Origin of the sequence: Phreatobacter sp. (genome assembly GCF_051860605.1) — a bacterium.
Lineage (GTDB): Bacteria > Pseudomonadota > Alphaproteobacteria > Rhizobiales > Phreatobacteraceae > Phreatobacter.
On sequence record NZ_JBHYDR010000009.1, the window covers coordinates 163449 to 185597 of the forward strand.

Sequence of the window (22149 nt, forward strand, 5' to 3'; positions counted from 1 at the left end):
ACCTCAGCCGGCCGCAGGGCCGGGCTTCTCGCCCTTCGCCCAGGCAAAGGCCTGCTCCATCCGGTCATTGCCCCAGAACAGCTCGCCATCGGCGGCGACGAAGCTCGGCGCACCGAAGACCCCGTGGGACCGTGCCTCGTCAACGCTTGCCCGCAGCGCCTGCTTGACCGTATCCGTCCCGGCCTGCACCAGCAGCGCGGCGCCGCCAAGGCCCAGCCTGTCGGCGAGGGCTGCCAGCACCTGCGGATCGCTGATCGCCTTTCCCTCGCCGAATTCGGCCCGATAGACCGCGCGCGAGAAATCGGCGCGCCGGCCGTCATCGGGCAGCGCGGTCGCCATGCGAGCGGCGAGCAGCGTGTTCTGCGGGAACGGATCGGGGCGCGTCAGCGCCAGCCCCAGGGCGCCGGTGACGCGCTGCAGGTCGCGCCACATATAGTCGCCTTTGGCGCGGTTGAGGTTGAACGGCGAGGTGGTCAGGCCGGCATCGGCGAAGATCGGGCCGAGCAGGAAGGGGCGCCAGGCCACCCGGACGCCGGCGGCCTTCGCCGCCTCGTCCACCCGCATCGCAGCCGGATAGGAATAGGTCGAGGCGAACTCATAGAAAAACGAGACGACGGGCTGGGTCATGTCAGCCGACCTGCCGCAGCTTGGCCTTGAAGCGGTAGGCGTTCTGCACGTAATTGGCCGCCGACAGCTTGAGGCGGGCAAGGGCCGCCTCGTCCAGCGTGCGCACCGCGCGGGCCGGTGAACCGACGATCAGCGAATTGTCGGGAAATTCCTTGCCTTCGGTGATCAGCGAATTGGCGCCGACAAGGCAGTTCTTCCCGATCTTCGCGTGATTGAGGATGGTCGAGCCCATGCCGATGAGCGTGCCCTCGCCGATCGTGCAGCCATGCAGGATGACGCGATGACCGATCGTGCAATGCGCCCCGATGGTCATGGGCGCCCCCGGGTCGGTGTGCAGCATGCACATTTCCTGGATATTGGTGCCCTCGCCGATCTCGATCCACTCGTTGTCGCCGCGGATCACCGAGCCGAACCAGATACCGACATCGGCGGCCATGCGCACAGCCCCGATCACATGGGCGTCAGGGGCGACATAGAAGCGGTCGTCGGCAGGCAGGACGGGGGCAACATCGCCCAGGGCATAGATCGGCATCGGCTCCTCCAGGGACTTCCGCGAGCTATGCCATGCCGGCCTGATGCTGGAAAGTCGGCGCAATGGCAGTCCCTGCCGTCAGCGGGCGCGGCGGAACTCCATCTCCCAGTTGGTCTCCCAGCTTGCCCCGCCGTCGGCCGAGAAGGCCTGAGCCCAGCGCGCCGACTGGCGGGTGATGTCCGACCAGGTGAAGCGCACGCGGATCGGCTGTCCGGCCAGAACATCCTCGCCGAAAAAGGTGCCGATGCCGCCGTCGAACCGGCCGTGGACGGGCGCGTCCATGGCGATGCGGCGGGCATCCAGCCACCAGATCGACCAGAGCTGGCTTGCCGGGTCGAACACCCGGATGGTGATGGCGCGATAGCTTCCGTCGGGCAGATGCAGGAGGTTATCGTCCAGATTGCCGACATCGCCGAGAATGGGCAGCGCGGCGCAGGTGCCCTCGAAGGTCTCCCAGTCGGTATCGCCGGCGAGGCGGCGGCGCAGCCGCCGGTGGTGCACCGTCCAGACGCCGTTCAGGAAGTCGAAGTCGCGCCGGCCGTCGCGGAATCCCGCCTGCCCCACCTGTCCTGCCGCCATCGACCCACTCCGCAACCATCCGACTGCGGAGAGACTGCCTGAAGGCGCTGACAGGACGTGTCAGGTATCGGTCGTCAGAAGCCGAAGGAATGCAGGACCATGGTCACGACCCGGCCCGACATCAGGCTCCACATCAGCGCAAGCAGCGAGGCCAGGAACACGAATTCCATCCGCCGGTTCTCGATCCGCCGGCCGCGGATCGTGTTGCGCAGGATGATGGCGGGAGCCGCAAAGGCCAGGAACGGCACGGCCAGAACCGCCAGGGCACCGCCGCCCTGGAGGAGGCGGAAGCTCGCCGGCTGGTCGGTGAGGTAGCGGTAGACCGCGGTGAGCAGTCCGGCGACTGCCAGCCCGAGGGCGAGCGAATGGAAAAGCTGCAGGCTCTGGGCGGACATGACGCGGTACCCGGCAACTGGAACAGAGCGGCCCGCAGGGGCCGTTCCAATTGCTACCGCAGCGTTAGGCTTCTGTTAAGACTCCGGCCGGATATCCTTAAGACGGGGTTAATGCGCGGGGCGGGCCTGCCGACGGGCAGACGCCGCTTGCCGGCCGCTCACTCCTCCTCGAGGTCGATGTCGAGGATCGAAATGGTGATCGTGTAGGAGGTCTCGCCCTCGTCCACGTCCTTGTAGAGCGTGCCGATCTGCTCCTCGCCGATCATCACCTCGACCATCTCCTTGCGGCGCATGTTCGGCTGCAGCCTGATCGTCTGGTTGCTGAACTTGCGGCGCAGATAGTCCTGAAGCTTGTTGATCTCGGTCCGGTCCAACGCCGCCTCCATCTGTTCGAATGTCAGGGGGCCGTGTGCCATGGCCGGGGGCGCCAAGTCAAAGGCCGGCGACGAACGCGCCCACATGGCTCAGCTTGTCGGGGTTGCGCACCACATAGATCGCCGCAATACGCCCATCGCGGATGTCGAAGGCGGTGACCTGCAGGCCGTCCGCCTCCTCGGTCACATAGCCCGGCAGCCCGTCGACCGCCCCCGCATGCAGCACCCGCGCCGGCCGGAAGCCGGCCTTCTCCGCCCAGTGGACGAAGAAGCGGGCCACCTTGTCGGCGCCGACCACCGGCTTCCGTGCGGCAGCGCGCTTGCCGCCGCCATCCGAGTGGACAACCACGTCGGCGGCCAGCAGATCCTTGAGCGCGGCGACATCCCCGGAGCGCGAGGCGCTCAGAAAGGCGCCGGCAAGAGCCTGCCCGCGCTCCCGCCCGACCGCATAGCGCGGCCGCCCGTCGCGGACATGCCGCCGGGCGCGGGCCGCAAGTTGCCGACAGGCCGCCTCGTCGCGCCCGACCGCCTCGGCCACGGCCGGATAATCCATGCCGAACACGTCGTGCAGGAGGAAGGCGGCCCGTTCGAGCGGGGACAGGCGCTCCAGCGCCATCATCAGTACCAGCGTCACGTCGTCCACCGGCTCCTCCTCCGTGACGAGGATCGGCTCGGGAAGCCAGGCGCCCACATAGGCCTGGCGCTTCACGCGGGCTGACTTCAGCACGTCCAGCGACAGCCGTGCGACCGTGCGGGCAAGGAAGGCGCCGGCATCGCGCACCGCCCCGCGGTCGGCCTGGTGCCAGCGCAGGAAGGCGTCCTGAACGACATCCTCCGCCTCGGCGACCGAGCCGAGCATGCGGTAGGCGATGCGCTTCAGGCGCTGGCGGTGTTGCTCGAACCCCTCCGCCGTGGCGGCATGGCCTGCGCTGTCCTCGGCCACGGCCGCTCCTCCCGTCTCAGCCAGCCTTCGTCCCCGGATGGACGACGGCAAAGCCGACATTGATCCGGTTCCACATGTTGATCACGCCGATCGCCAGCATCAGTTCCACCTGCTCGGCGGGCGAGAAGTGCCGCGCAAGCTCCTCATAAACCGGATCGGCAACGCCCGCCTTCGTCAGTTCGGTCACGGCCTCCGTGAAGGCCAGCGCCGCCCGCTCCCGGTCGGTGAACAGAGGCGATTCCCGCCAGGCATCGAGCAGGACGATCCGCTCGACGCTCTCGCCGAGCTTGACCGCGTCCTTCAGGTGCATGTGCAGGCAGAAGCCGCAGCCATTGATCTGGGAGGCTCGAATCTTGACCAGTTCCTTGAGGCTGGTCTCCAGGCTGAAGCCGTCCACGGCCGCGGAGATGGCCATCATGGCCTTCATGGGCGCGGGGCCGGCGGCGAAGACATTGAGGCGGGTCGTCATGGGCACTCTCCTGTCGGCGGCCGGGTTGCGGGGCCGCACGACAAGGACGAGCCGGCCGGCCCGGCTGTGACATGGCGGAGAAAAAAGACGGGCGGGCGGGCCGCAAGGACCAGATTCTGATCCGGAGCGGCAGCGACCTGAATCAGAACGGGAAGCTGGAAAAAACTGAATCGGAATCGGAACGTGAAGCGCCAGCCGAATCAAAATCTGAACGTCAGGATTTCGACGTTATCTAATTGAACTCATGAACGTTTTCGGTCTCACTTGATTCACGCCCGCAAGACGCAGTCGCCCGCGCAAGACAGGCCACGTCTCAGGACGGCCCTTGCCGCTCAGCCGAGAAAATCGATGATGGCGTCGGCGAAGACGTCGTTCTTGTCGCCGGCGACCATGTGGCCGGCACCCGAGACGTCGATCATGCGGGCATGGGGCGCGAGCTTCAGGAAGGCATCGGCCGAGGCCTGCGAGACGATGTCGGAGGCCCCGCCCCGGACCAGCAGGGTCGGCACGTCGAGCCGGCGCGCGGCATCCTCGAGCACGACGGCGACCCGCTCGCGGTCGGCGGGGCTGGCGCCGACGCCAGCGGCGAAGGCCGGGTCCCAGTGCCAGTACCAGCGCCCGTCGGCACGCTGGCGCAGGTTCTTGCGCAAGCCGTCGAGGGTCGGCGGGCGCTTGCGGTGCGGCAGGTAGGCGGCGACATGCTCGCCCGCCTCCTCGATCGAGGCAAAGCCCGTGCTCATCCGCGCCGTCATGAAGGCGCCGACATGGCGCACCCCCGTCTCCTCCATACGCGGCACGATATCGACCAGCACGAGCGCCGAGAAACAGGCTTCCGCGCCCAGCGCGTGCAGCGAGGCGAGCCCGCCGAGGGACGCGCCGACCGCAACCGGCTTCGCGCCAAAGCGGGCCTCGGCCTCGCGCGCCAGCGCGCGCGCATCCGCCGCGTAGTCCGCAACCGCGTAAGCCCGGCTCGCAACCCACTCGCTGTCGCCGTGGCCGCGCTGGTCCACCGGAACGGCGGTGAAGCCACGCTCGGCCAGCCGCCGGGCGGTCGCCCGCCAGGCATGGCGGGTCTGCCCGCCGCCATGCAGCAGCAGGGCGACCTTGCCGCCGTGACCATAGACATCGGCATCGAGCCGGTTGCCTTCAGCCCCGGTGAACACCGCATGGCGGGGATGGATGGACATTCAGACGCCGTTCCGCGCGAGGAAGTCGAGCACGCCGGCCTTGAACACCTTGTCGCCGACCGCCGGCATATGATCCCTTTCGGGAATCGAAAGCGCCTCGGCCTTTGGAACGATGGCGGCGAGAGGCTCGGGCGGCCCGGCGATGGAATCCTTGGTGCCGACCGCGATCAGCAGCGGGCAGGCGATGGTGGCTGCCTCCTCGCGGGTCATCAGGTTGCGCGAGCCGCGGATGCAGGCGGCCAGCGCCCGACGGTCGGAACGGGTCTGCATGGCGAAGGCGCGGAACATGCGGCCCTGCGGGTCGGTGACCGCGTCGAGGGTCTCCGCTTCCAGCGCCTCGGCAATGGTCTCGGGCAGGCCGACGCCATCGACCAGCTTGATGCCGAGACCGCCCATGATCGCCGCCTTCACGCGGTCCGGATGGCGCTGGGCGAGAAAGGCGGTGATCCGCGCGCCCATCGAATAGCCCATCACCACGCTCTGACCGATGCCGAGATGGTCGAGCAGGGCGCGGGCATCCTCTGCCATCAGGGTCGTGTGGTAGGCAGCCGGATCGTAAAGCTTCGCCGAGGCGCCATGGCCGCGATTGTCGAGCGCGATGACGCGCCGGCCGGCCTTCGTCAGCGCGTCGACCCAGCCTGGATAGGTCCAGTTGACATGGGCGGAAGAGGCAAAGCCGTGGATGCACAGCACCGGTTCGCCCGCTCCGGTGTCGAAATAGGCGATATCGACGCCGTCGGAGGAGAAGCTCTGCATCGGGAGCGGCGCGGGAAAGGCGGGCATGGCGCCTTCTAGCGGCCCTGCCGCGAAAGAAAAGCCCCCATGCGGGGAGCCGCCATGCCCTGGCTGCGCGGGTCTGCGCCCTCCACTGCCGGTTGCCCCCGCGTCGCCGGAGGGCCTAGTCTGGCCCGTCCAGCCGGATCGGCATCCGTCCGCGGCAAGGAGGCGGGGCTCCGGCTCAGCGGGAGACGTTCGCGATGAGCAGCAAGGAAGAGGTGCTGGCCGCCGCCGTGGCCAGGCAGGATGTTCCCTTTGTCGTCGCCATGACGGCCAATGCCGCCGGCGTGACCTGGTCGGGGGCCGCGGGCAATGCCGCCGCCGGCCGCAAGGCCATGGAAGACACGGTGTTCCGCATCTTCTCGATGACCAAGGCCATCGGATCGACCGCTGCGATGATCCTCATCGACCGCGGCCGGCTCGATCTCGACACGCCGGTCGAGGACATCCTGCCCGACTTCGCCTCCATCCAGGTGCTTGACCGCTTTGATGGCGAGACGCCGGTCATGCGCGCGCCGAAGCGCAAGGCGACCATCCGCCATCTTGCCACCCACACATCGGGTCTCGAATACGAGTTCTGGAACCCGACGGTCGGCCGCTACCTGGCCGCTACCGGCCGCCCGAGCATCCTGGCCGGCACCAGGGACGCGCTGTTCTATCCGATGATGACCGATCCTGGCACGCGCTGGGGCTACGGCATCAGCATCGACTGGCTCGGCCAGGTGGTGGAGAAGGTGGATGGCCGGCGCATCGACCGCTTCTGCCAGGAGGAGATTTTCGGCCCTCTCGCCATGAACGACACCGCATTCGAGGTGTCGCCGGCCATGGAGGCGCGCCTGGCCTCCGTCGCGGCACGCGGCGAGGACGGCATCTTCGCCGAGACCGCCCTGGCCCCGCCGCCGAACCCGGAAGTCTATGGCATGGGCCATTGCCTCTATTCGACCGCTCCGGACTATCTGCGCTTCCTGCGCATGATCCTGAACCGTGGCAGTCTCGACGGCGCGCGCATCCTGTCGGAAGCCGGCATCGCGCGCATGCTCGCCGACAATATGGGGGGCCTCGCCTTCGAGACGATGGTGACGGCCGCGCCCCCGGTGACGGCCGATTTCGCCCCGTTCCCCGGCATCGCCAAGACCCACAGCTTCGGCTTCCTCAGGGTGGAGGGCGACGTGCCGGGCATGCGGTCTGCCGGCTCGCAGAGCTGGGCGGGCGTGCTCAACACCCATTACTGGATCGATCCGGCCCGCGACGTGGCGGCCGTCATCATGACCCAGTCCCTGCCCTTCGTGGAACCGCGCTTCATGCGGGTCTATGAGGACTACGAGCGGGCCGTCTATGCCGGCTGACCGGCCGGAGCGGCATCTGCCGATTGCGGATGGCGGGGCGGACGGCTAGTGAGGCTCCATCGTCCGATGGGAGCCGGCCCCGATCATGATCTCTTGTCTGCGCCGCGGCCCGGCGCTTGTGGCCTTCGCCGCGTTCCTCGCCTTTCCGCCCGCCGCCGGAGCCCAGAGCCCGCCGCCTGCAGCCTCGCCCCCGACCCCGCCGGCGCTGGTCTGGAAGACCGGCGCGGAAGCGCGCGCCATCGAGCGGCGGATCGATGCGTTGCTCGCCCGCATGACGCTGGCCGAGAAGGTCGGCCAGCTCAATCTGACCGGCCGCGGCGACGGCTTCGATCCCAACTGGATCGTCACGGGCCGCACCGGCGCGGTGATGAACTTCACCGAACCGGCCGAGGTGCGCCGCCTGCATGATCTGGTCGCGCGCTCGAGGCTGCGGATCCCGCTGATCATCGGCCTCGACGCGATCAACGGCTTCGCCACCTATTTCCCGCAACCCATCGGGCAGGCGGCCACCTTCAATCCGCGCCTGATCGAGCTCGCCTCCTACTGGTCGGCACGCGAGGCCCGCGCCGCCGGGGTCAACTGGACCTTCGCGCCGATGGTCGACATGACCCGCGATGCCCGCTGGGGACGCGTCATGGAGGGTGCCGGCGAGGACGTGCATCTGGCCTCGGTCGTGGCCGCCGCGCGCGTTGCCGGCTATCACCGCGGCGGGCTTGCCACCACCGCCAAGCATTTCATCGGTTACGGCGAGGCCGAGGGCGGGCGCGACTATGACAGCGTCTGGATCCCGGTTTCGCGGCTTTGGGACTACCACATGCCCGCCTTCCGGGCGGCGTTCGATGCCGGCGCCTTCTCCGTGATGACCTCGCTCAGCGCCATGAACGGCATCGCCTCCACGGCCGACCGCACGCTGCTGACCGACGTGCTGAAGCGCCGCCTGCGGTTCCGCGGCTTCGTCGTCTCGGATTTCGATTCGGTGCGCGAGATCATCGCCCACGGCATGGCGCGCGATCCGGCAGAGGCCGCGCGGAAGGCGTTCCTGGCCGGCGTCGACATGGACATGATGTCGGCGCTCTATGACCGGTACCTTGCCGCCGAGGTGACGGCCGGCCGCATCCCGCGCACGGCGCTCGACGAGGCGGTGCGGCGGGTGCTGCGCGTCAAGTTCCACATGGGCCTGTTCGAGGAGACGCCATCCGACCCCGCCCATGCGGGACGCGACATGGCAACGCCCGACGCGCGCGCCGACGCGCTCACCGTGGCGCGCGAATCCATCGTGCTGCTGCGCAATGATCGCGGCCTGCTGCCGCTGCAGCCATCCGTGCGCTCGATTGCCGTCATCGGCGGGCTCGCCACCCACCAGCAGGACTGGCAGTACAGCGACAATGCCGGCCTGCCGCGCGTCCGCCCGGCCAGGCTCACCGACGAACTCGCCCGCCTGCTCGGTCCCGACGTCGCCATCACCGCGGCACCCGGCCTTGCCACCCATTGCAACCTCGCCGCCGGCGACACGGCCGGTGCCGTGCGCACCGCGGAGGCCGCCGATCTCGTCGTGGTCATGCTCGGCGAGGACTGCGAGCAGATCGGCGAGGGCACATCGCGCGCGCATCTCGACCTGCCGGCCGTCCAGCAGGCGCTGCTGGATGCCCTCATCGCCACCGGCAAGCCGGTCGTGGTGATCCTGCACACCTCCCGCCCCTTCGTGCTCACCCGCTTCATCGAGCGCGTGCCGGCGGTGCTGCAGGCGTTCCACCTCGGCACCGAGAGCCGCACGGCACTGGCCGAGGTGATCGCCGGCCGGGTCAATCCGAGCGGCAAGCTGCCGATGACCTTTCCGCGGGCCACCGGCCAGGTGCCGATCTCATACGACCGGCTGCCCACGGGCCGGCCGCGCACCTCCAATGCCCGCTACGAGACCGGCTATCTCGACGAGCAGCTCGACCCGCTGTTCCCCTTCGGCTACGGCCTGTCCTATTCCCGGTTCACGCTCGACAGGCTGGCTCTCGACAGCCGCGATGTGCCGCTGACCGGCACGATTGCCGGCACGATGCGCCTCGCCCATGCGTCGGGACCGGCCGGCAGCGAAGTGGTGCAGGTCTATGTCCGCCAGCGTGTCGGCTCGCGCTCGCGGCCGGTGCTGCAGCTGAAATTCTTCGAGAAGGTGGCGCTGGAGCCCGGCGCCGAGCGGCAGGTTCGTTTTTCCATTCCGGTCCGCAACCTTGGCTTCCATTACGACCAGGGCCGCCTGCGCGTCGAGCCCGGCACCTATGACATCATGGCCGGCACGGACTCGCGGCCGCACCTGATCGCGACCGTCGAGGTGCGCGCCGCGCGCTGACGCGGCGACCGGACGGTCGCATCCGCAAGCCTCGCCGTGCTGTCCGGAAACGGAAACGGGGCGGAGCCCGAAGGCTCCGCCCCGCAGCGGCCGATCCCTCTCCGCCCTTGCCGGGGCTATGTCAGTGGGCGGGCCGCATGGGCTGCCAGCCGTACGGCGTGGCCATGAAATACTGGCCCTGATTGTTCATCACGAAGGTGCGGCCATGCTGGTCGCGCTGGGGAACGCCCGGCTGGGTGTGGGGCAGCACGATCGTCTGGCCGTTCGGCATGACATAGGTCGAATTGCCCTGCACGGTGCGGCCGAACTCGTTGTTGTTGCGGTGATAGCCGTTCGACCAGCCCATCTGGGCATCGCCGCGCCGCCGCTCGGCATCCCGCAAGCCGCGGGCCGAGTCGAATTCGCGCTGGTGGTTGGCGCGCTCGGAATTCTGGAAATGACGGATGCCCTCCGGCGAACCCCAGCGCGTGGCGGCAAGCTGGTAGGCGAACTGCTGCGGCGACATCTGCCCGCCCTGCGCGCGGTGCTGCTGGTACATCGGGCCGAAATTGGGGTGCTGCATCACCTGGGCGATGACCTGCTGCTGCTGTTGCTGCATCTGCTGCTGCTGCTGGCGGGCGAGTTGCTGCTGCTGCTCGATCATCGCTCCGTAATTGGGGCCAAGATTGTAGCCGCCATAATAGACCTGGGCGGAAGCAGGGGCGGAAAGGCCGATGCCGGCGGCGAGCGCCAGGGCGGCAAGGGCGGTGCGGATGCGGGTAGCCATGGCGTTCACTCCTCGGTGGGGTCAGCGGCGTCTGCCGATGGCCGTATGAGTAGCGGCGAGCCTCGCCTCCGGGCATTGCTGTCCATTGCAGGATGTTGCGAACTGCGGCCCGGCCACAAGTCTGGCGCGATCCGGCCAGCATGTCCCGGCGGGACGACCCGGCCCATTCTCCAATCAGGGAAGGCCGGACTATTTCACGACGTTGGAGCCGGCATAGGGCGGCGGCGGAATGTCCATATGCGCGCGCCTGAGCGCCGCCGACCAGCGTTCGCGCAGGTCGTGGAAATAGGGCTCGCCCGGTTCGATCCGGTAATGCGTCTCCAGGATCGCCTCGTTGCGTGGCACGACCGCGATATCGATCGGCATTCCGACCCCGAGATTGGACCGCATGGTCGAATCCATGGAGATCAGCCCGATTTTCAGCGCGTCGTTGAGGTTGGTGTCGAATCTGATGGCGCGATCGAGGATCGGCTTGCCGTATTTGTGTTCGCCAATCTGCAGATAGGGCGTGTCCACCGTGCATTCGATGTAGTTGCCGGCGGCATAGATCATGAACAGGCGCAGCGACCGGCCCCGGATCTGCCCGCCGAACAGGAACGAGGCCTCGAACTTGATGCCGTCGGCCTCAAGTCCCGGCCCGTCCACCCGCCGGACCTCGCGGATCGCCCGCCCCACCCGCTGGGCGGCCTGGAACATGGTCGGAGCGTTGAGGATGGTCTCGACCTTGCCGGTCTCCGGATCGGGGATACCCTCGCTGAGATAGCCGATCACCGACTGCGTGATCGACAGGTTGCCGGCCGAGGCCAGCACCATGGCCCGGTCGCCGGGCTGCTGGAAGACATGGAGCTTGCGGAAGGTCGAGATGTTGTCGAGGCCCGCATTGGTGCGGGTGTCGGCGATCATCACCAGACCGTCGCGCACCAGGATACCGCAGCAATAGGTCATCAGGGATTCTCCATGCATCAGCGGCCATAGCCGGCTGCCGCGGCCGCGGCAATGCCCCTGGCCGCCCGTTTGGCGGCGCGATGCGGCAATGCAGCAACAATGCCGCACCGCCAGACAAACCGTTGCAGGCGCGGGCGCTGCATGCGACCATCCCGGAATACCGCCTTGGCGGCTGGTTCTGGAGCAGCAGGATCGGCATGGCATCGCCCTTCACCGCAGCCCTCGATCTGACCGGCGCCCTCGACGCGGCCGCAACGACGGACGAGGTCGGACGCCAGCTTTTCGCGGCCCTTGCCCCCTACGGCCTGCGTGGCCTCTTCGCCGCATCGTTTCCGCGCCTGCCCGAGGACCGCCTTGCCGATATCGTCGATGGCCTTGATCTCTATACGCGCATGCCGGTGCCCGGCTGGCTGGACAGCTATTACCGGCGCCGTCTCGACGACGGGAACCCGGTGATCCTGGCACCGGGGCGGCGGGCCTCGCCGTTCCGCTGGTCCCAGCCCGGCTTTGCCGATCTGGAGGGATGGGCGGGCCTGGACCTGGCGCGTGATCTCGGCATCGAGGACGGGCTTGCCGTCCCCTGGCACGGGCCGGGCGGGCGGTTCGGCGTCATCAGCCTCGGCTTCGAGCGGTTTTCCTTCTCGGCCGGAGAGCAGCGCATGCTGGAACTGGCCGCCATGCTGGCGATCGTCCGGATGACCGAGATGACGCGGACCGGCGCCCCGTCCGACACCGCGTCCCTGACCACGCGCGAACGGGACTGCCTGAGCTTCGTCGCCGACGGCCTGTCCGACGTCGGCATCGGCGAAAAGCTCGGCATCTCGCACACCACCGCCCATGCCCATGTCGAGAACGCCAAGCGCAAGCTTGGCGCGCGCACCCGCGCCCAGGCGGTCGCCCGGCTGATCCTGCTCGGACTGGCCTGGTCACCCATGCCGCTCTTGCCGCAGCACGACAGGGACCCGGCGGCGGACCAGCCGTCAGGGCGCGCCCGCTCCCGTCCGCGAGCCGCAGGGCGGAAAAGCTCTTGAACGGCGCGCTACCCCGTGACACGCCTTTGGTCAGCTGACGTCACGGTAGAGAGAGCTGTTGCCGCCATGGTCTCGCCGGTTGCTCAGGCTCTCGATCTGGTCAGTGCCATCGACGCGGCCCGGTCGGCCGAAGAGGTTGGCCGCCGCCTGCTCGACGCGCTCCGCCCCTTCGGCGCACGCAGCCTCTATGCGGCCTCGTTCCCGATTCCCGTCGGCGTCACCACCGAGGCGTTCATCGCCGGCAGGCACCTGTTCGCCCAGTTGTCGCCGAAAGGCTGGACGGACAACTACGCGCCCCGCGGCCTCCATCGATCCAACCCGGTGCTCTTCGGCCCGCCGCGCCGCGCCACCGCCTTCCGCTGGTCCGAGCCCGGCTTTCCGGATCTGAAGAACTGGCCGGGCCTCGCGCTCGCCCGCGACCTTGGCGTCGCGGATGGCTTTGCCGTTCCCTGCCACGGACCGGGCAACCGCGTCGGGGTGGTGTCGTTCGGCTTCGAGCGGCTGGATCTCGGGCGCCAGGAGCTTCTGGCGATCAGTCTGGCGGCGCATGTCGCGCACGAGCGCATGGCGGCGCTCTCGCCGCCGGAGGCCGGCCCCGCTCCGAAGGCCGTCCTGACCGCCCGCGAGGTGGACTGCCTTTCCTTCGTCGCAGAAGGCCTGTCGGACGGCGAGATCGGTGCACGGCTCGGCATTTCCACCACGACGGCCCATGCCCATGTCGAGAATGCCAAGCGCAAGCTCCACGCCCGCACGCGCGCGCAGGCCGTGGCCCGCGCCTGCACCCTCGGCCTGATCTGAGAGGGCGGGACCAGCAGACTTCACGCATGGCGCTGCTGCACCTGCGAAAGGGCCTTCCCTAACGCCATGATTTTTCGCTAGCTTGTCGGCGAAGCACCGGATCGCTCCGCCAGAGAGGGGCCGGGCTTCGTCTTCCAGAGGGGATGCAGCCGGCAATGGCAGGCGACCAGACGGCCTTCGATGAAATGAAGCTTGCGGACGGCTCGATCCGCGCCGCCTACACAACACTGGCCGACTGGCTCGCCTCCAGCCCGACATCGCTCCTGACCACCCGTTCACGCGAGGCAGAGGCGCTGTTCCGGCGTATCGGCATCACCTTCGCGGTCTATGGCGATGCCGCCTCGACCGAGCGGCTGATCCCCTTCGACGTGATCCCGCGCGTGCTGAACGCGGATGAATGGAGCCGGCTCTCGGTCGGCCTCACCCAGCGGGTGCGCGCCATCAATGCCTTCCTGAAAGACGTCTATTCGCGCCGCGAGATCCTGCGCGCCGGCATCGTCCCTGAAGACCTCGTCTATCGCAATCCGGCGTTCCGGCCGGAGATGAACCAGCAGCCGGTGCCCCACGACATCTATGTGATGATCGCCGGCATCGACATCGTGCGGGTCGACGACCAGACCTTCTACGTGCTGGAGGACAATGCCCGCACGCCGTCCGGCGTCTCCTACATGCTGGAGAACCGCGAGGTGATGATCCGCCTGTTCCCGGATCTCTTCGCCCGCCACCGCGTCTCGCCGGTGGAGAACTATCCGGACGACCTGCTGGCGACCATGAAATCGGTCGCCCCGCGCTCGGCCTCCTCCGACCCGAACTGCGTGCTGCTCACCCCCGGCCTCTACAATTCGGCCTATTACGAGCACACGTTCCTGGCCGACAAGCTGGGCGTGGAACTGGTCGAGGGCCGCGACCTCTTCGTCAAGGGCGACGTGGTCTATATGCGCACCACCGAGGGGCCGCAGCGCGTCGACGTCATCTACCGCCGGCTCGACGACGACTTCCTCGACCCCCTCGCCTTCCGGCCGGATTCGGCGCTCGGCGTGCCCGGCATCATGTCCGCCTATCACGCCGGCAATGTCACGCTGGCCAATGCGGTCGGCACCGGCGTTGCCGACGACAAGGCGGTCTACAGCTACATGCCGGAGATCGTGAAGTTCTATCTCGGCGAGGAGCCGGTACTGAAGAACGTGCCGACCTGGCGCTGCCGGAACCCGGACGAGCTGAAATACGTGCTCGACAACCTGCCCGAACTGGTCGTCAAGGAGGTCCACGGGTCCGGCGGCTACGGCATGCTGATCGGGCCGAAGGCGACGAAGGCCGAGATCGAGATCTTCCGCGACAAGCTGCAGAAGGACCCGTCCAATTTCATCGCCCAGCCGACGCTGGCGCTCTCCACCTGCCCGACCTTCGTCGAGGAAGGCGTGGCGCCGCGCCATGTCGACCTGCGCCCCTTCGTGCTGACCGGCCGCGACAAGGTTCGCATCGTGCCCGGCGGGCTCACCCGCGTGGCGCTGAAGGAGGGCTCGCTGGTGGTCAATTCCAGCCAGGGCGGCGGCACCAAGGACACCTGGGTGCTGGATTCATGAGGATCGTCTGACCCATGCTCTCCCGCACCGCCGACAATCTGTTCTGGCTCGCCCGCTACGTGGAGCGCGCCGAATATCTCGCCCGCATCATCGAGGCCTCGATCCGCCTCGCCAACCTGCCCTCGGCCTATGCCGGCACCTCCAACGAATGGGAATCGGCGGTGGCCACCGCCGGCTGCGCGCCGCAATTCTTCGCGGCCCATGACAAGGCGACGCGCGAGAACGTCATCGACTTCCTCGCCTTCTCGCCCGACAACCCCTCCTCCATCCGCTCCTGCTTCGAGGTTGCCCGCACCAATGCGCGCGCGGTGCGCACCGCCCTGACCGTGGAGATGTGGGACGCGATCAACTCGGCCTGGCTGGAGCTCGGCAAATATCGCGGCCGCGAACTCGACACCGACACGCTCGGCGACTTCCTGTCCTTCGTGAAGGAAACCGGTCTGCGCTTCGATGGCTCGGCCTACCGGACGATGCTGCGCTCGGACGGCTACTGGTTCTCGCGTCTCGGCGTGATGATCGAGCGGGCCGACAACACCGCCCGCATTCTCGACGTGAAATACCATGTGCTGCTGCCCGATGCCGAGCATGTCGGCGGCTCCCTCGACTATTTCCAGTGGTCGGCGATCCTCCGGGCGGTGTCGGCCCTGACCGCCTATCACTGGGTCTACAAGGAGAGTCTCAAGCCCTGGCTGGTCGCCGACCTTCTGATCCTCAACGACCAGATGCCGCGCTCGCTGGCGGCCTGCTACGAGAGCATCGTGCGCAATCTCGACAGCCTGGCCCTCGCCTATGGCCGCCAGGGGCCGGCCCAGCGCGCTGCCCGCGGCATCCGCACGCGGCTGGAAAACGCCCGCATCGACGACATCTTCCAGTCGGGCCTGCACGAATTCGTCTCGGACTTCATCGCCGAGAACAACCGGCTGGGAGCCGCCATCTCCCAGCAATATCTGGCCTGATCGGGCGCCCGCCATGCGCATCCGCATCGCCCACGAGACGGTCTATCGCTACGCCGTCCCCGCCAACACCGTGATCCAGACGCTGCGGCTCACGCCGCGCAATTTCGACGGCCAGCACATCGCCTTCTGGCGCATTGATGTCGATCAGGACTGCCGGCTCGACGCCCACGAGGACGCCTTCGGCAATATCGCCCATACCTTCACGTGCAGCGGTCCGATCCATGCGATGACTGTGCGCGTCGATGGCCTGGTCGAGACCACCGACACGGCGGGTGTGGTGCGGGGTGCCATCGAGCGGTTTCCGCCAGGCCTCTACCTGCGCGAGACGGATCTGACCCGGCCTGATGCCGCGATCCGCGCCTATGCCGAGGCGCGGCGCAGCGACGAGAGCACGCTGTCGACCCTCCACGCCCTGCTCGACGGCCTCGCCGAGGACATGGTCTTCGACAAGGACCCGACGCACACCGCGACCACCGCATCGGAAGCCTTTGCGATGAAGCGCGGCGTCTGCCAGGACTTCGCGCATGTCTTCATTGCAGCGGCGCGCCACCTGTCCATTCCGGCGCGCTATGTCGGCGGCTATTTCTTCCATGCCGACGGCACCGTCGATCAGGAGGCCGGCCATGCCTGGGCGGAGGCCCATGTCGAGGGCCTCGGCTGGGTCGGCTTCGACCCGGCCAACGCCACCTGCCCGACGGAAGCCCATATCCGCATCGCCTGCGGCCTCGACTACCTGAACGCCGCGCCGGTGCGCGGATCGCGCCACGGCGGCGACGGTGAGCAATTGTGGGTCAAGGTCCAGGTGGATCAGGCCGCCCGGCAGGTGCAGTCGCAATAGGCGCTGCCCCGGATCATCCCGCGTCAGGCCGGCCCGTTGGCGAGCCGGCGCTCCCAGGCATAGGCGTTCTCCACGATCCCCTCCAGATCGTCGAGTGTGGGCGACCAGCCGAGGCGCGTCTTGATCCGCGTCGGGTCGGCGACCACGGCTGCTGCGTCCCCCGGCCGGCGCGGCGCATAATCGGCACGGAAATCGACCTTGGTCGCTTTGCGGACCGTGTCGATCACCTCCTGCACCGAATAGCCGCGGCCATAGCCGCAATTGGCGACCATGCTGTCTCCACCTTCGCGCAGGTGAGTGAGCGCGGCAAGATGGGCCCGCACCAGGTCGGTGACATGGATGTAGTCGCGCACGCAGGTGCCGTCCGGTGTCGGATAATCGGTGCCGAACACGTCCATCTTCGCCCTGAGGCCGAGCGCGGTCTGCACCGCCACCTTGATCAGATGGGTGGCGTTGGGCGTGGACTGGCCGGTGCGGCCCTTCGGATCGGCGCCGGCAACGTTGAAATAGCGCAGCACGACATAGGTCAGGTCGTGAGCGGCCGCCGCGTCGCGCAGCATCCATTCGGTGATCAGCTTGGACGTGCCATAGGGGCTCTCGGGGCGGGTTGGCGCATCCTCGGCCACGGGCATGACCTCGGGCGTGCCATAGACGGCGGCGGTGGAGGAGAAGATGAAGTTGCGCACGCCGCTGGCGACGGCCGCCGCCATCACCGCGCGGGTCTTGACCGTGTTCGACAGGTAATAGCCGAGCGGATCGGCCACCGAATCCGGCACGACGATGCGCGCGGCGAAATGGATCACCGCATCGACGCCATGCCGGCGCATGACCGTCTCGACCAGAGCCTGGTTGCCCATGTCGCCAACGACCAGCCTCGCCCGTGGATCGACGGCCCAGGCAAAGCCGGTCGACAGGTTGTCGAGCACGACCACGTCCTCACCCGCGTCAACGAGTTCCAGAACCATGTGGCTGCCGATATAGCCGGCGCCGCCCGTTACCAGCACGCTCATCGTCCGTCCCCTGCCCGCAGCCGCGCACCCGTTCCGGCACGCCTCGTCCGCGGCGCGATCCTTGCGCAGGACTTGTCAAGAAACAGCAAAAGCCGGGCCAGCGCGGCGATGGCCCGGCTCAGGCGACCGGCGGCGGGTTGCGCGTCATCATGGTCCGCTGCTGGTGCCAGTAGGGATAGGCCGGCGGAATGGCGCTGGCCTGATCGAGGCGCGCGATCTGGTCGGCGGACAGCGTCAGCTTGCAGGCGGCAAGGTTGTCCTTCAGCTGTGCGGCATTGCGCGCGCCGATGACGATGGACGACACTGTCGGCCGCGTCAGCAGCCAGGCGAGCGCGACCTGTGCCATCGACTGGCCGACCTCCGCGGACACCGCCTCCAGCGCGTCCGTGACCGCATAGAGCCGCTCGTCCGGCACCGGCCAGCTGGCATCCGTCGCCAGCCGGCTGCCCTCGGGGGCCGGCCGGTTGCGGCCGATCTTGCCGGACAGCTTTGCCCCCGACAACGGTGACCAGACCAGCGTCCCGACCTTCTGGTCGAGGCCGAGCGGCATCAGCTCCCATTCGAAATCGCGGGCGACCAGCGTGTAATAGGCCTGGTGGGTGACCGGCCGCGGCAAGCCATGGCGGTCGGCCAGCGCCAGCATCTTCATGAGATGCCAGCCGGAATAGTTGGACACGCCGAAATAGCGGATCTTGCCCGCCCGGATCAGCGCGTCGAGCGCCTGCAGCATCTCCTCGATGGGGGTCAGGGCGTCGAAGGCGTGGAGCTGGTAGAGGTCGACATAGTCGGTGCCGAGCCGCTTCAGGCTCGCCTCGCAGGAGGCGATGATCTTCGCCCCCGACGTACCGATGTCGTTCGGCCCCGGCCCCATCGGCATGCCGGTCTTGGTGGCGATCAGCACCTTGTCGCGCCGGCCGCGGATCGCCTGGCCGAGGATCTCCTCCGACAGGCCGGTGGAATAGCCGTCGGCCGTGTCGAACATGTTGGAGCCGAGGTCGAGCGCGATATCGACCAGTTCCGTCGCCTCGGCGACGTCGGTCGCGCCCCATTTGCGCAGGAACTCGCTGCCGCCGCCGAACGTGGCGGTTCCCAGCATCAGCACGGGCACTTTCAGGCCCGATCCCCCGAGCGTGCGATAGTCCATGGCAGGTCCCCGTCGTTCATCGCGTCGGGGTCAAGTGTTGGAAGCCGGCCGCCGCATGGGAAGTGCCACGGGCGGCGGGGAGCCATGCGTGGCGGTGAGCCATGCGCGTCGGGACAGGTCCCTCAACGCCGGCGCGACCAGGCCCGGACCATCATGGCGACCGAGAGGACCACGAAGCTGGTGCCGAAGGCATAGAGGCCGGGCATCAGGCCGAACCCGTAGCCGGTCGCCACGCCCGTGCCGATGGAGGCGACGAACAGGAACAGCAGGCGCGGGTCGGAGAGGATGGCTTCGAGGATGCTGGGCATGGGAGCGTCCTTTCGCGACGGGATGCGTTTCCGCTCTGTCGCGTCATGAACCGGAGAGGTTCAAGCCGCCCCCTCAGCTGCCGATGCCCTTCCGCAGCCGCTTGATGTCGGCCACGAACTCCCGGCCGAACAGCACCACCAGGGCGGCGCCATAGGCGAGGCCGCCGGCCGCCATCAGGATGACCAGGGCAATCTTGTCGTCGAAGGTGGGACCGAAGGCCATGGCGAGGCCGGAGGAAACCAGCGCCAGCACCACCGCGAGAATGCCGAAGGCGAGGAACAGCCGCGGCAGCACCCGCCGCGACCGGTCGTCCAGCCCCATCAGCGCCTGCCGCCGGGCGAACCAGCCGAGCAGGACGAGATTGATCCAGGCCCCGACGCTGGTGGCGATCGCCAGCCCGACATGGCCGAGCGGCCCCATCAGCACGACCTTCAGCGCAACGTTGACGGCGATGGCGATGACGACCGCGATCACCGGCGTGGTCGTGTCGCCGCGCGCGTGGAAGGTGACGGTGAAGGAGCGGATCAGCACCAGCGCGGCAAGGCCCAGCCCATAGGCTGCCAGCGCACGGGCCGCCTGCAGCGCGTCGTTCTCGGAGAACGCCCCGCGCATGAACAGCGCGCGCATGATGGTGTCCGGCACGATGACGAAGGCCGCCACGGCCGGCAGGCAGAACACCAGCGTCAGTTCGATGGCCCGGAGCTGGGCATGGCGGGCGCCCCTGTCGTCGCCCGCCGCGATGCGCCGGCTCATTTCCGAGAGCAGCACCGTGCCGACGGCCACCGCGATGACGCCGGTGGGAAGCTGGTTCAGCCGGTCGGCATAGTAGAGCCACGACACCGATCCGGTGACCAGGAAGCTCGCGATGATCGTGTCGGCCAGAACGGCGATCTGGCTGCCGGCCGAGCCGGCGGTGGCCGGCACGAAGGTTTTCCAGAACTGCTTCACCTCCGGCGTGATCTTCGGCAGGCGGAACTCGACCATCACATTGACATGCAGCGCCACGCCGGTGACCAGCAGGAACTGCAGCACGCCGGAAATCACCACGCCCCAGGCGGCGGCATGGGCGGGCGTCGGGAAATAGCCAGCCGCCAGCAGCGCCGCGATCACCCCGGCATTGAGGATGATGGCGGTGGCGGCCGGCGCGGCGAACCGGCCGACGGCGTTCAGAACCCCGCCCATCAGCACCACAAGCGAGACAAAGGCGAGATAGGGGAAGGTGATGCGCGTCAGCTCGACGGTCGCCGGAAAGCGGACCGGATCGTCGACGAAGCCCGGCGCGAGCATCGAGACCACCGCCGGCATGAACACCAGCGCGCCGCCGAGCAGGAACAGCTGGGCGATGAACAGATAGGCGAAGATGCGGTCGGCGAAGACCAGGGCCGCATCCTGCCCGCGCTGGGCGGCGACGCGCGCGAAAGCCGGCACGAAGGCGGCGTTGAACGCGCCCTCGGCAAAGATCGCGCGGAACTGGTTGGGGATGCGGAAGGCGACGAAGAAAGCATCCGACAATGCCCCCGCGCCCAGCACCGCCGCGAACATCAGGTCGCGGACGAAGCCGAGGACGCGGCTGACGAGCGTCAGTGCCGAGACCGAAAAGATGTTCCTGATCACGGCCGGCCGGATCCCTTGTCGTCGCGCCACAGCGTTGACGCGCTGCGTCACACCACCCTGCGGCGAAACGAAGACATAGCCGAGGCCGACCGATTCTGCGCGAGCCCCCGTTCAAAGGTTGCTGCCGGCGGCCGTCCGCCCCTCGCCCCCCTTGCCGCGTCCCGCATCGACCGCTAACTGCCGGTCAGCCCGACCGGAGATTGCGATGAACACGACCCCCGAGACCGTCACCGCCGCCATTCTCGTCATCGGCGACGAGATCCTCTCCGGCCGGACCAAGGACAGGAACATCGGCTACATCGCCGAGTATCTGACCGCCCTTGGCATCGACACCAAGGAGGTCCGCGTCGTTCCCGACGAGGAGGACGAGATCGTCACGGCGCTCAACGCGCTGCGAGGGCGCTACGACTATGTCTTCACCACCGGCGGCATCGGCCCGACCCACGATGACATCACCGCCGACTGCATCGCCAAGGCCTTCGGCGTCGATATCAGCGTCAACGCCCAGGCCCGCGCCATGCTGCTGGAGCGCATTGCCGAGAAGGACCTCAACGAGGCGCGTCTGCGGATGGCTCGCATCCCCCATGGGGCCGAACTGATCGAAAACCCGGTGTCCAAGGCGCCCGGCTTCATGATCGGCAATGTCATCACCATGGCCGGTGTGCCCTCGGTGATGCAGGCCATGATGGACGTGGTGTCGCCCAGGCTGCGCACCGGCGTGAAGATGATCCAGGTCTCGATCGAGGCCGCCGGCCTGAAGGAAGGCGACATCGGCTCGGAATATGGCACCATCGCCAAGGCCCATCCCGGCGTCATCATGGGCTCCTACCCGATGATGCAGGAAGGCCGGTTCTGGACGCGCCTGGTGCTGCGCGCCAAGGATGCCGGGCTGCTGGCGGCGGCCGAAAAGGACGTGGTCGCCATGGTCGAGCAGAACAAGCCGCCCCAGTCGCAGATCGTCATCACGCGGCCCGAAGCGTGAGAGCCGCGACCTGGCCCAGATTCCTGCGGACAACGCGCCCGCGGGGCGTTTTCCCGAACCCGGCCGGCCGCTAGTGTCGCGCCCCACCGACGCTGATCAAGGACCCGCCATGGCAACCCCCAACCCGGAAAAGGCCTTCCCCGTCGCCTGGGACCAGTTCCACCGCGACGCGCGGGCCCTAGCCTGGCGCCTGACCGGTCAGGGGCCGTTCCGCGCCATCGTCTGCATCACCCGCGGCGGACTCGTGCCGGCGGCCATCGTGACGCGCGAACTCGGCATCCGGATGATCGAGACGGTGTGCATCGCCAGCTATCACGACTACCAGAGCCAGGGGCAGCTGAAGGTCATCAAGACCGTGGTCGATCACCTGCTGGCCGACGGCGGCGAGGGGATTCTGGTGATCGACGATCTGGTGGACACGGGCAAGACCGCCAGAGTGGTCCGTGAAATGCTGCCGAAGTCGCATATCGCCACGGTCTATGCCAAGCCGCTGGGCCGGCCCATGGTCGACACCTTCGTCACCGAGGTCTCGCAGGACACCTGGATCTATTTCCCCTGGGACATGGGCTACACGTTCCAGCCGCCCATCCGCGAGGGGGGCTGAGC

At 68.1% G+C, this 22149-nt stretch carries 25 protein-coding genes; 10 read left to right on the forward strand and 15 right to left on the reverse strand.

Going from position 1 to position 22149, the window contains the following annotated elements:
• Positions 1-3: 3 nt before the first annotated feature.
• From ACTIFS_RS16385 to ACTIFS_RS16415, 7 genes are all read right to left on the reverse strand, one after another.
• Positions 4-627 carry a 2-hydroxychromene-2-carboxylate isomerase gene (locus ACTIFS_RS16385; RefSeq protein ID WP_439575190.1) on the reverse strand — a complete coding sequence of 208 codons (624 nt, stop codon included), beginning with the start codon at positions 625-627 and terminating at the stop codon, positions 4-6.
• Between the two features lies 1 nt (position 628).
• Positions 629-1159 carry a gamma carbonic anhydrase family protein gene (locus ACTIFS_RS16390; RefSeq protein WP_439575191.1) on the reverse strand — a complete coding sequence of 177 codons (531 nt, stop codon included), beginning with the start codon at positions 1157-1159 and terminating at the stop codon, positions 629-631.
• A 78-nt stretch (positions 1160-1237) separates the two neighbouring features.
• Positions 1238-1738, reverse strand: coding sequence for a DUF1579 domain-containing protein (locus ACTIFS_RS16395; RefSeq protein ID WP_439575192.1), 501 nt, complete (start codon positions 1736-1738; stop codon positions 1238-1240).
• A gap of 74 nt (positions 1739-1812) precedes the next feature.
• A complete protein-coding gene (locus ACTIFS_RS16400; protein ID WP_439575193.1) occupies positions 1813-2133 on the reverse strand; it encodes a DUF6949 family protein in 321 nt (106 codons plus the stop codon).
• A gap of 158 nt (positions 2134-2291) precedes the next feature.
• Positions 2292-2549 carry a DUF3126 family protein gene (locus ACTIFS_RS16405; RefSeq protein ID WP_439575194.1) on the reverse strand — a complete coding sequence of 86 codons (258 nt, stop codon included), beginning with the start codon at positions 2547-2549 and terminating at the stop codon, positions 2292-2294.
• A gap of 16 nt (positions 2550-2565) precedes the next feature.
• On the reverse strand, positions 2566-3450 hold the full coding sequence (locus ACTIFS_RS16410) for a sigma-70 family RNA polymerase sigma factor (RefSeq protein WP_439575195.1): 885 nt from the start codon (positions 3448-3450) through the stop codon (positions 2566-2568).
• A 16-nt stretch (positions 3451-3466) separates the two neighbouring features.
• On the reverse strand, positions 3467-3919 hold the full coding sequence (locus ACTIFS_RS16415) for a carboxymuconolactone decarboxylase family protein (RefSeq protein ID WP_439575196.1): 453 nt from the start codon (positions 3917-3919) through the stop codon (positions 3467-3469).
• Positions 3920-3990: 71 nt separating this feature from the next.
• Between ACTIFS_RS16415 and ACTIFS_RS16420 the strand changes: the two genes are divergently transcribed.
• Positions 3991-4155 (forward strand): hypothetical protein, encoded by a 165-nt coding sequence (locus ACTIFS_RS16420; protein ID WP_439575197.1) that lies wholly within the window; start codon positions 3991-3993, stop codon positions 4153-4155.
• Between the two features lie 96 nt (positions 4156-4251).
• Here ACTIFS_RS16420 and ACTIFS_RS16425 read toward each other — a convergent pair whose 3' ends face one another.
• Positions 4252-5106 carry an alpha/beta fold hydrolase gene (locus tag ACTIFS_RS16425; RefSeq protein WP_439575198.1) on the reverse strand — a complete coding sequence of 285 codons (855 nt, stop codon included), beginning with the start codon at positions 5104-5106 and terminating at the stop codon, positions 4252-4254.
• Positions 5107-5862, reverse strand: coding sequence for an alpha/beta fold hydrolase (locus ACTIFS_RS16430; RefSeq protein WP_439575237.1), 756 nt, complete (start codon positions 5860-5862; stop codon positions 5107-5109).
• A 221-nt stretch (positions 5863-6083) separates the two neighbouring features.
• Between ACTIFS_RS16430 and ACTIFS_RS16435 the strand changes: the two genes are divergently transcribed.
• Entirely contained in the window at positions 6084-7229 is a 1146-nt protein-coding gene (locus ACTIFS_RS16435; RefSeq protein ID WP_439575199.1) for a serine hydrolase domain-containing protein, read from the forward strand.
• Between the two features lie 85 nt (positions 7230-7314).
• Positions 7315-9567: a glycoside hydrolase family 3 N-terminal domain-containing protein gene (locus tag ACTIFS_RS16440; RefSeq protein ID WP_439575200.1), complete on the forward strand. Its 2253-nt coding sequence runs from the start codon at positions 7315-7317 to the stop codon at positions 9565-9567.
• Between the two features lie 121 nt (positions 9568-9688).
• On the opposite strand, the gene ACTIFS_RS16445 is transcribed toward ACTIFS_RS16440, so the two are convergent.
• A complete protein-coding gene (locus tag ACTIFS_RS16445; RefSeq protein ID WP_439575201.1) occupies positions 9689-10333 on the reverse strand; it encodes a hypothetical protein in 645 nt (214 codons plus the stop codon).
• 189 nt (positions 10334-10522) lie between these two features.
• On the reverse strand, positions 10523-11278 hold the full coding sequence (locus tag ACTIFS_RS16450; protein WP_439575202.1) for a peptidase: 756 nt from the start codon (positions 11276-11278) through the stop codon (positions 10523-10525).
• A gap of 197 nt (positions 11279-11475) precedes the next feature.
• Between ACTIFS_RS16450 and ACTIFS_RS16455 the strand changes: the two genes are divergently transcribed.
• The 5 genes from ACTIFS_RS16455 (at position 11476) to ACTIFS_RS16475 (ending at position 16484) form a co-directional block, all read left to right on the forward strand.
• Complete coding sequence (locus ACTIFS_RS16455; protein WP_439575203.1) at positions 11476-12309, forward strand: autoinducer binding domain-containing protein; 834 nt, start codon at positions 11476-11478, stop codon at positions 12307-12309.
• Positions 12310-12375: 66 nt separating this feature from the next.
• Complete coding sequence (locus ACTIFS_RS16460) at positions 12376-13107, forward strand: helix-turn-helix transcriptional regulator (RefSeq protein WP_439575204.1); 732 nt, start codon at positions 12376-12378, stop codon at positions 13105-13107.
• 155 nt (positions 13108-13262) lie between these two features.
• The gene (locus ACTIFS_RS16465) at positions 13263-14690 is read left to right on the forward strand and encodes a circularly permuted type 2 ATP-grasp protein (protein WP_439575205.1); all 1428 of its coding nucleotides are present in this window, start codon (positions 13263-13265) and stop codon (positions 14688-14690) included.
• A gap of 14 nt (positions 14691-14704) precedes the next feature.
• Positions 14705-15646 (forward strand): alpha-E domain-containing protein, encoded by a 942-nt coding sequence (locus tag ACTIFS_RS16470; protein ID WP_439575206.1) that lies wholly within the window; start codon positions 14705-14707, stop codon positions 15644-15646.
• Positions 15647-15659: 13 nt separating this feature from the next.
• Positions 15660-16484, forward strand: coding sequence for a transglutaminase family protein (locus ACTIFS_RS16475; RefSeq protein WP_439575207.1), 825 nt, complete (start codon positions 15660-15662; stop codon positions 16482-16484).
• Between the two features lie 23 nt (positions 16485-16507).
• On the opposite strand, the gene galE is transcribed toward ACTIFS_RS16475, so the two are convergent.
• The 4 genes from galE to murJ form a co-directional block, all read right to left on the reverse strand.
• A complete protein-coding gene (galE, locus tag ACTIFS_RS16480) occupies positions 16508-17494 on the reverse strand; it encodes a UDP-glucose 4-epimerase GalE (RefSeq protein WP_439575208.1) in 987 nt (328 codons plus the stop codon).
• 118 nt (positions 17495-17612) lie between these two features.
• The gene (locus ACTIFS_RS16485; RefSeq protein WP_439575209.1) at positions 17613-18638 is read right to left on the reverse strand and encodes an aldo/keto reductase; all 1026 of its coding nucleotides are present in this window, start codon (positions 18636-18638) and stop codon (positions 17613-17615) included.
• Positions 18639-18760: 122 nt separating this feature from the next.
• Positions 18761-18946 carry a hypothetical protein gene (locus ACTIFS_RS16490; RefSeq protein WP_439575210.1) on the reverse strand — a complete coding sequence of 62 codons (186 nt, stop codon included), beginning with the start codon at positions 18944-18946 and terminating at the stop codon, positions 18761-18763.
• Positions 18947-19019: 73 nt separating this feature from the next.
• The gene (gene murJ / locus ACTIFS_RS16495; RefSeq protein WP_439575211.1) at positions 19020-20561 is read right to left on the reverse strand and encodes a murein biosynthesis integral membrane protein MurJ; all 1542 of its coding nucleotides are present in this window, start codon (positions 20559-20561) and stop codon (positions 19020-19022) included.
• A gap of 205 nt (positions 20562-20766) precedes the next feature.
• On the opposite strand from murJ, the gene ACTIFS_RS16500 reads away from it, so the two are divergent.
• Both ACTIFS_RS16500 and gpt read left to right on the forward strand, forming a co-directional pair.
• Positions 20767-21543, forward strand: coding sequence for a competence/damage-inducible protein A (locus tag ACTIFS_RS16500; protein WP_439575212.1), 777 nt, complete (start codon positions 20767-20769; stop codon positions 21541-21543).
• Positions 21544-21652: 109 nt separating this feature from the next.
• Entirely contained in the window at positions 21653-22147 is a 495-nt protein-coding gene (gene gpt / locus ACTIFS_RS16505; protein ID WP_439575213.1) for a xanthine phosphoribosyltransferase, read from the forward strand.
• The last annotated feature ends 2 nt before the right edge of the window (positions 22148-22149 follow it).

Coding starts and splice junctions, on each gene's coding strand:
- ACTIFS_RS16455 (WP_439575203.1), top strand. CDS start 11,476: ATGGCATCGCCCTTCACCGCAGCCCTCGATCTGACCGGCGCCCTCGAC.
- ACTIFS_RS16390 (WP_439575191.1), bottom strand. CDS start 1,159: ATGCCGATCTATGCCCTGGGCGATGTTGCCCCCGTCCTGCCTGCCGAC.
- ACTIFS_RS16395 (WP_439575192.1), bottom strand. CDS start 1,738: ATGGCGGCAGGACAGGTGGGGCAGGCGGGATTCCGCGACGGCCGGCGC.
- ACTIFS_RS16435 (WP_439575199.1), top strand. CDS start 6,084: ATGAGCAGCAAGGAAGAGGTGCTGGCCGCCGCCGTGGCCAGGCAGGAT.
- ACTIFS_RS16490 (WP_439575210.1), bottom strand. CDS start 18,946: ATGCCCAGCATCCTCGAAGCCATCCTCTCCGACCCGCGCCTGCTGTTC.
- ACTIFS_RS16415 (WP_439575196.1), bottom strand. CDS start 3,919: ATGACGACCCGCCTCAATGTCTTCGCCGCCGGCCCCGCGCCCATGAAG.
- ACTIFS_RS16405 (WP_439575194.1), bottom strand. CDS start 2,549: ATGGCACACGGCCCCCTGACATTCGAACAGATGGAGGCGGCGTTGGAC.
- ACTIFS_RS16425 (WP_439575198.1), bottom strand. CDS start 5,106: ATGTCCATCCATCCCCGCCATGCGGTGTTCACCGGGGCTGAAGGCAAC.
- ACTIFS_RS16400 (WP_439575193.1), bottom strand. CDS start 2,133: ATGTCCGCCCAGAGCCTGCAGCTTTTCCATTCGCTCGCCCTCGGGCTG.
- ACTIFS_RS16445 (WP_439575201.1), bottom strand. CDS start 10,333: ATGGCTACCCGCATCCGCACCGCCCTTGCCGCCCTGGCGCTCGCCGCC.
- ACTIFS_RS16500 (WP_439575212.1), top strand. CDS start 20,767: ATGAACACGACCCCCGAGACCGTCACCGCCGCCATTCTCGTCATCGGC.
- ACTIFS_RS16430 (WP_439575237.1), bottom strand. CDS start 5,862: ATGCAGAGCTTCTCCTCCGACGGCGTCGATATCGCCTATTTCGACACC.
- ACTIFS_RS16475 (WP_439575207.1), top strand. CDS start 15,660: ATGCGCATCCGCATCGCCCACGAGACGGTCTATCGCTACGCCGTCCCC.
- ACTIFS_RS16460 (WP_439575204.1), top strand. CDS start 12,376: ATGGTCTCGCCGGTTGCTCAGGCTCTCGATCTGGTCAGTGCCATCGAC.
- ACTIFS_RS16485 (WP_439575209.1), bottom strand. CDS start 18,638: ATGGACTATCGCACGCTCGGGGGATCGGGCCTGAAAGTGCCCGTGCTG.
- ACTIFS_RS16385 (WP_439575190.1), bottom strand. CDS start 627: ATGACCCAGCCCGTCGTCTCGTTTTTCTATGAGTTCGCCTCGACCTAT.
- ACTIFS_RS16420 (WP_439575197.1), top strand. CDS start 3,991: ATGGCGGAGAAAAAAGACGGGCGGGCGGGCCGCAAGGACCAGATTCTG.
- galE (WP_439575208.1), bottom strand. CDS start 17,494: ATGAGCGTGCTGGTAACGGGCGGCGCCGGCTATATCGGCAGCCACATG.
- ACTIFS_RS16470 (WP_439575206.1), top strand. CDS start 14,705: ATGCTCTCCCGCACCGCCGACAATCTGTTCTGGCTCGCCCGCTACGTG.
- ACTIFS_RS16440 (WP_439575200.1), top strand. CDS start 7,315: ATGATCTCTTGTCTGCGCCGCGGCCCGGCGCTTGTGGCCTTCGCCGCG.
- gpt (WP_439575213.1), top strand. CDS start 21,653: ATGGCAACCCCCAACCCGGAAAAGGCCTTCCCCGTCGCCTGGGACCAG.
- ACTIFS_RS16450 (WP_439575202.1), bottom strand. CDS start 11,278: ATGACCTATTGCTGCGGTATCCTGGTGCGCGACGGTCTGGTGATGATC.
- ACTIFS_RS16465 (WP_439575205.1), top strand. CDS start 13,263: ATGGCAGGCGACCAGACGGCCTTCGATGAAATGAAGCTTGCGGACGGC.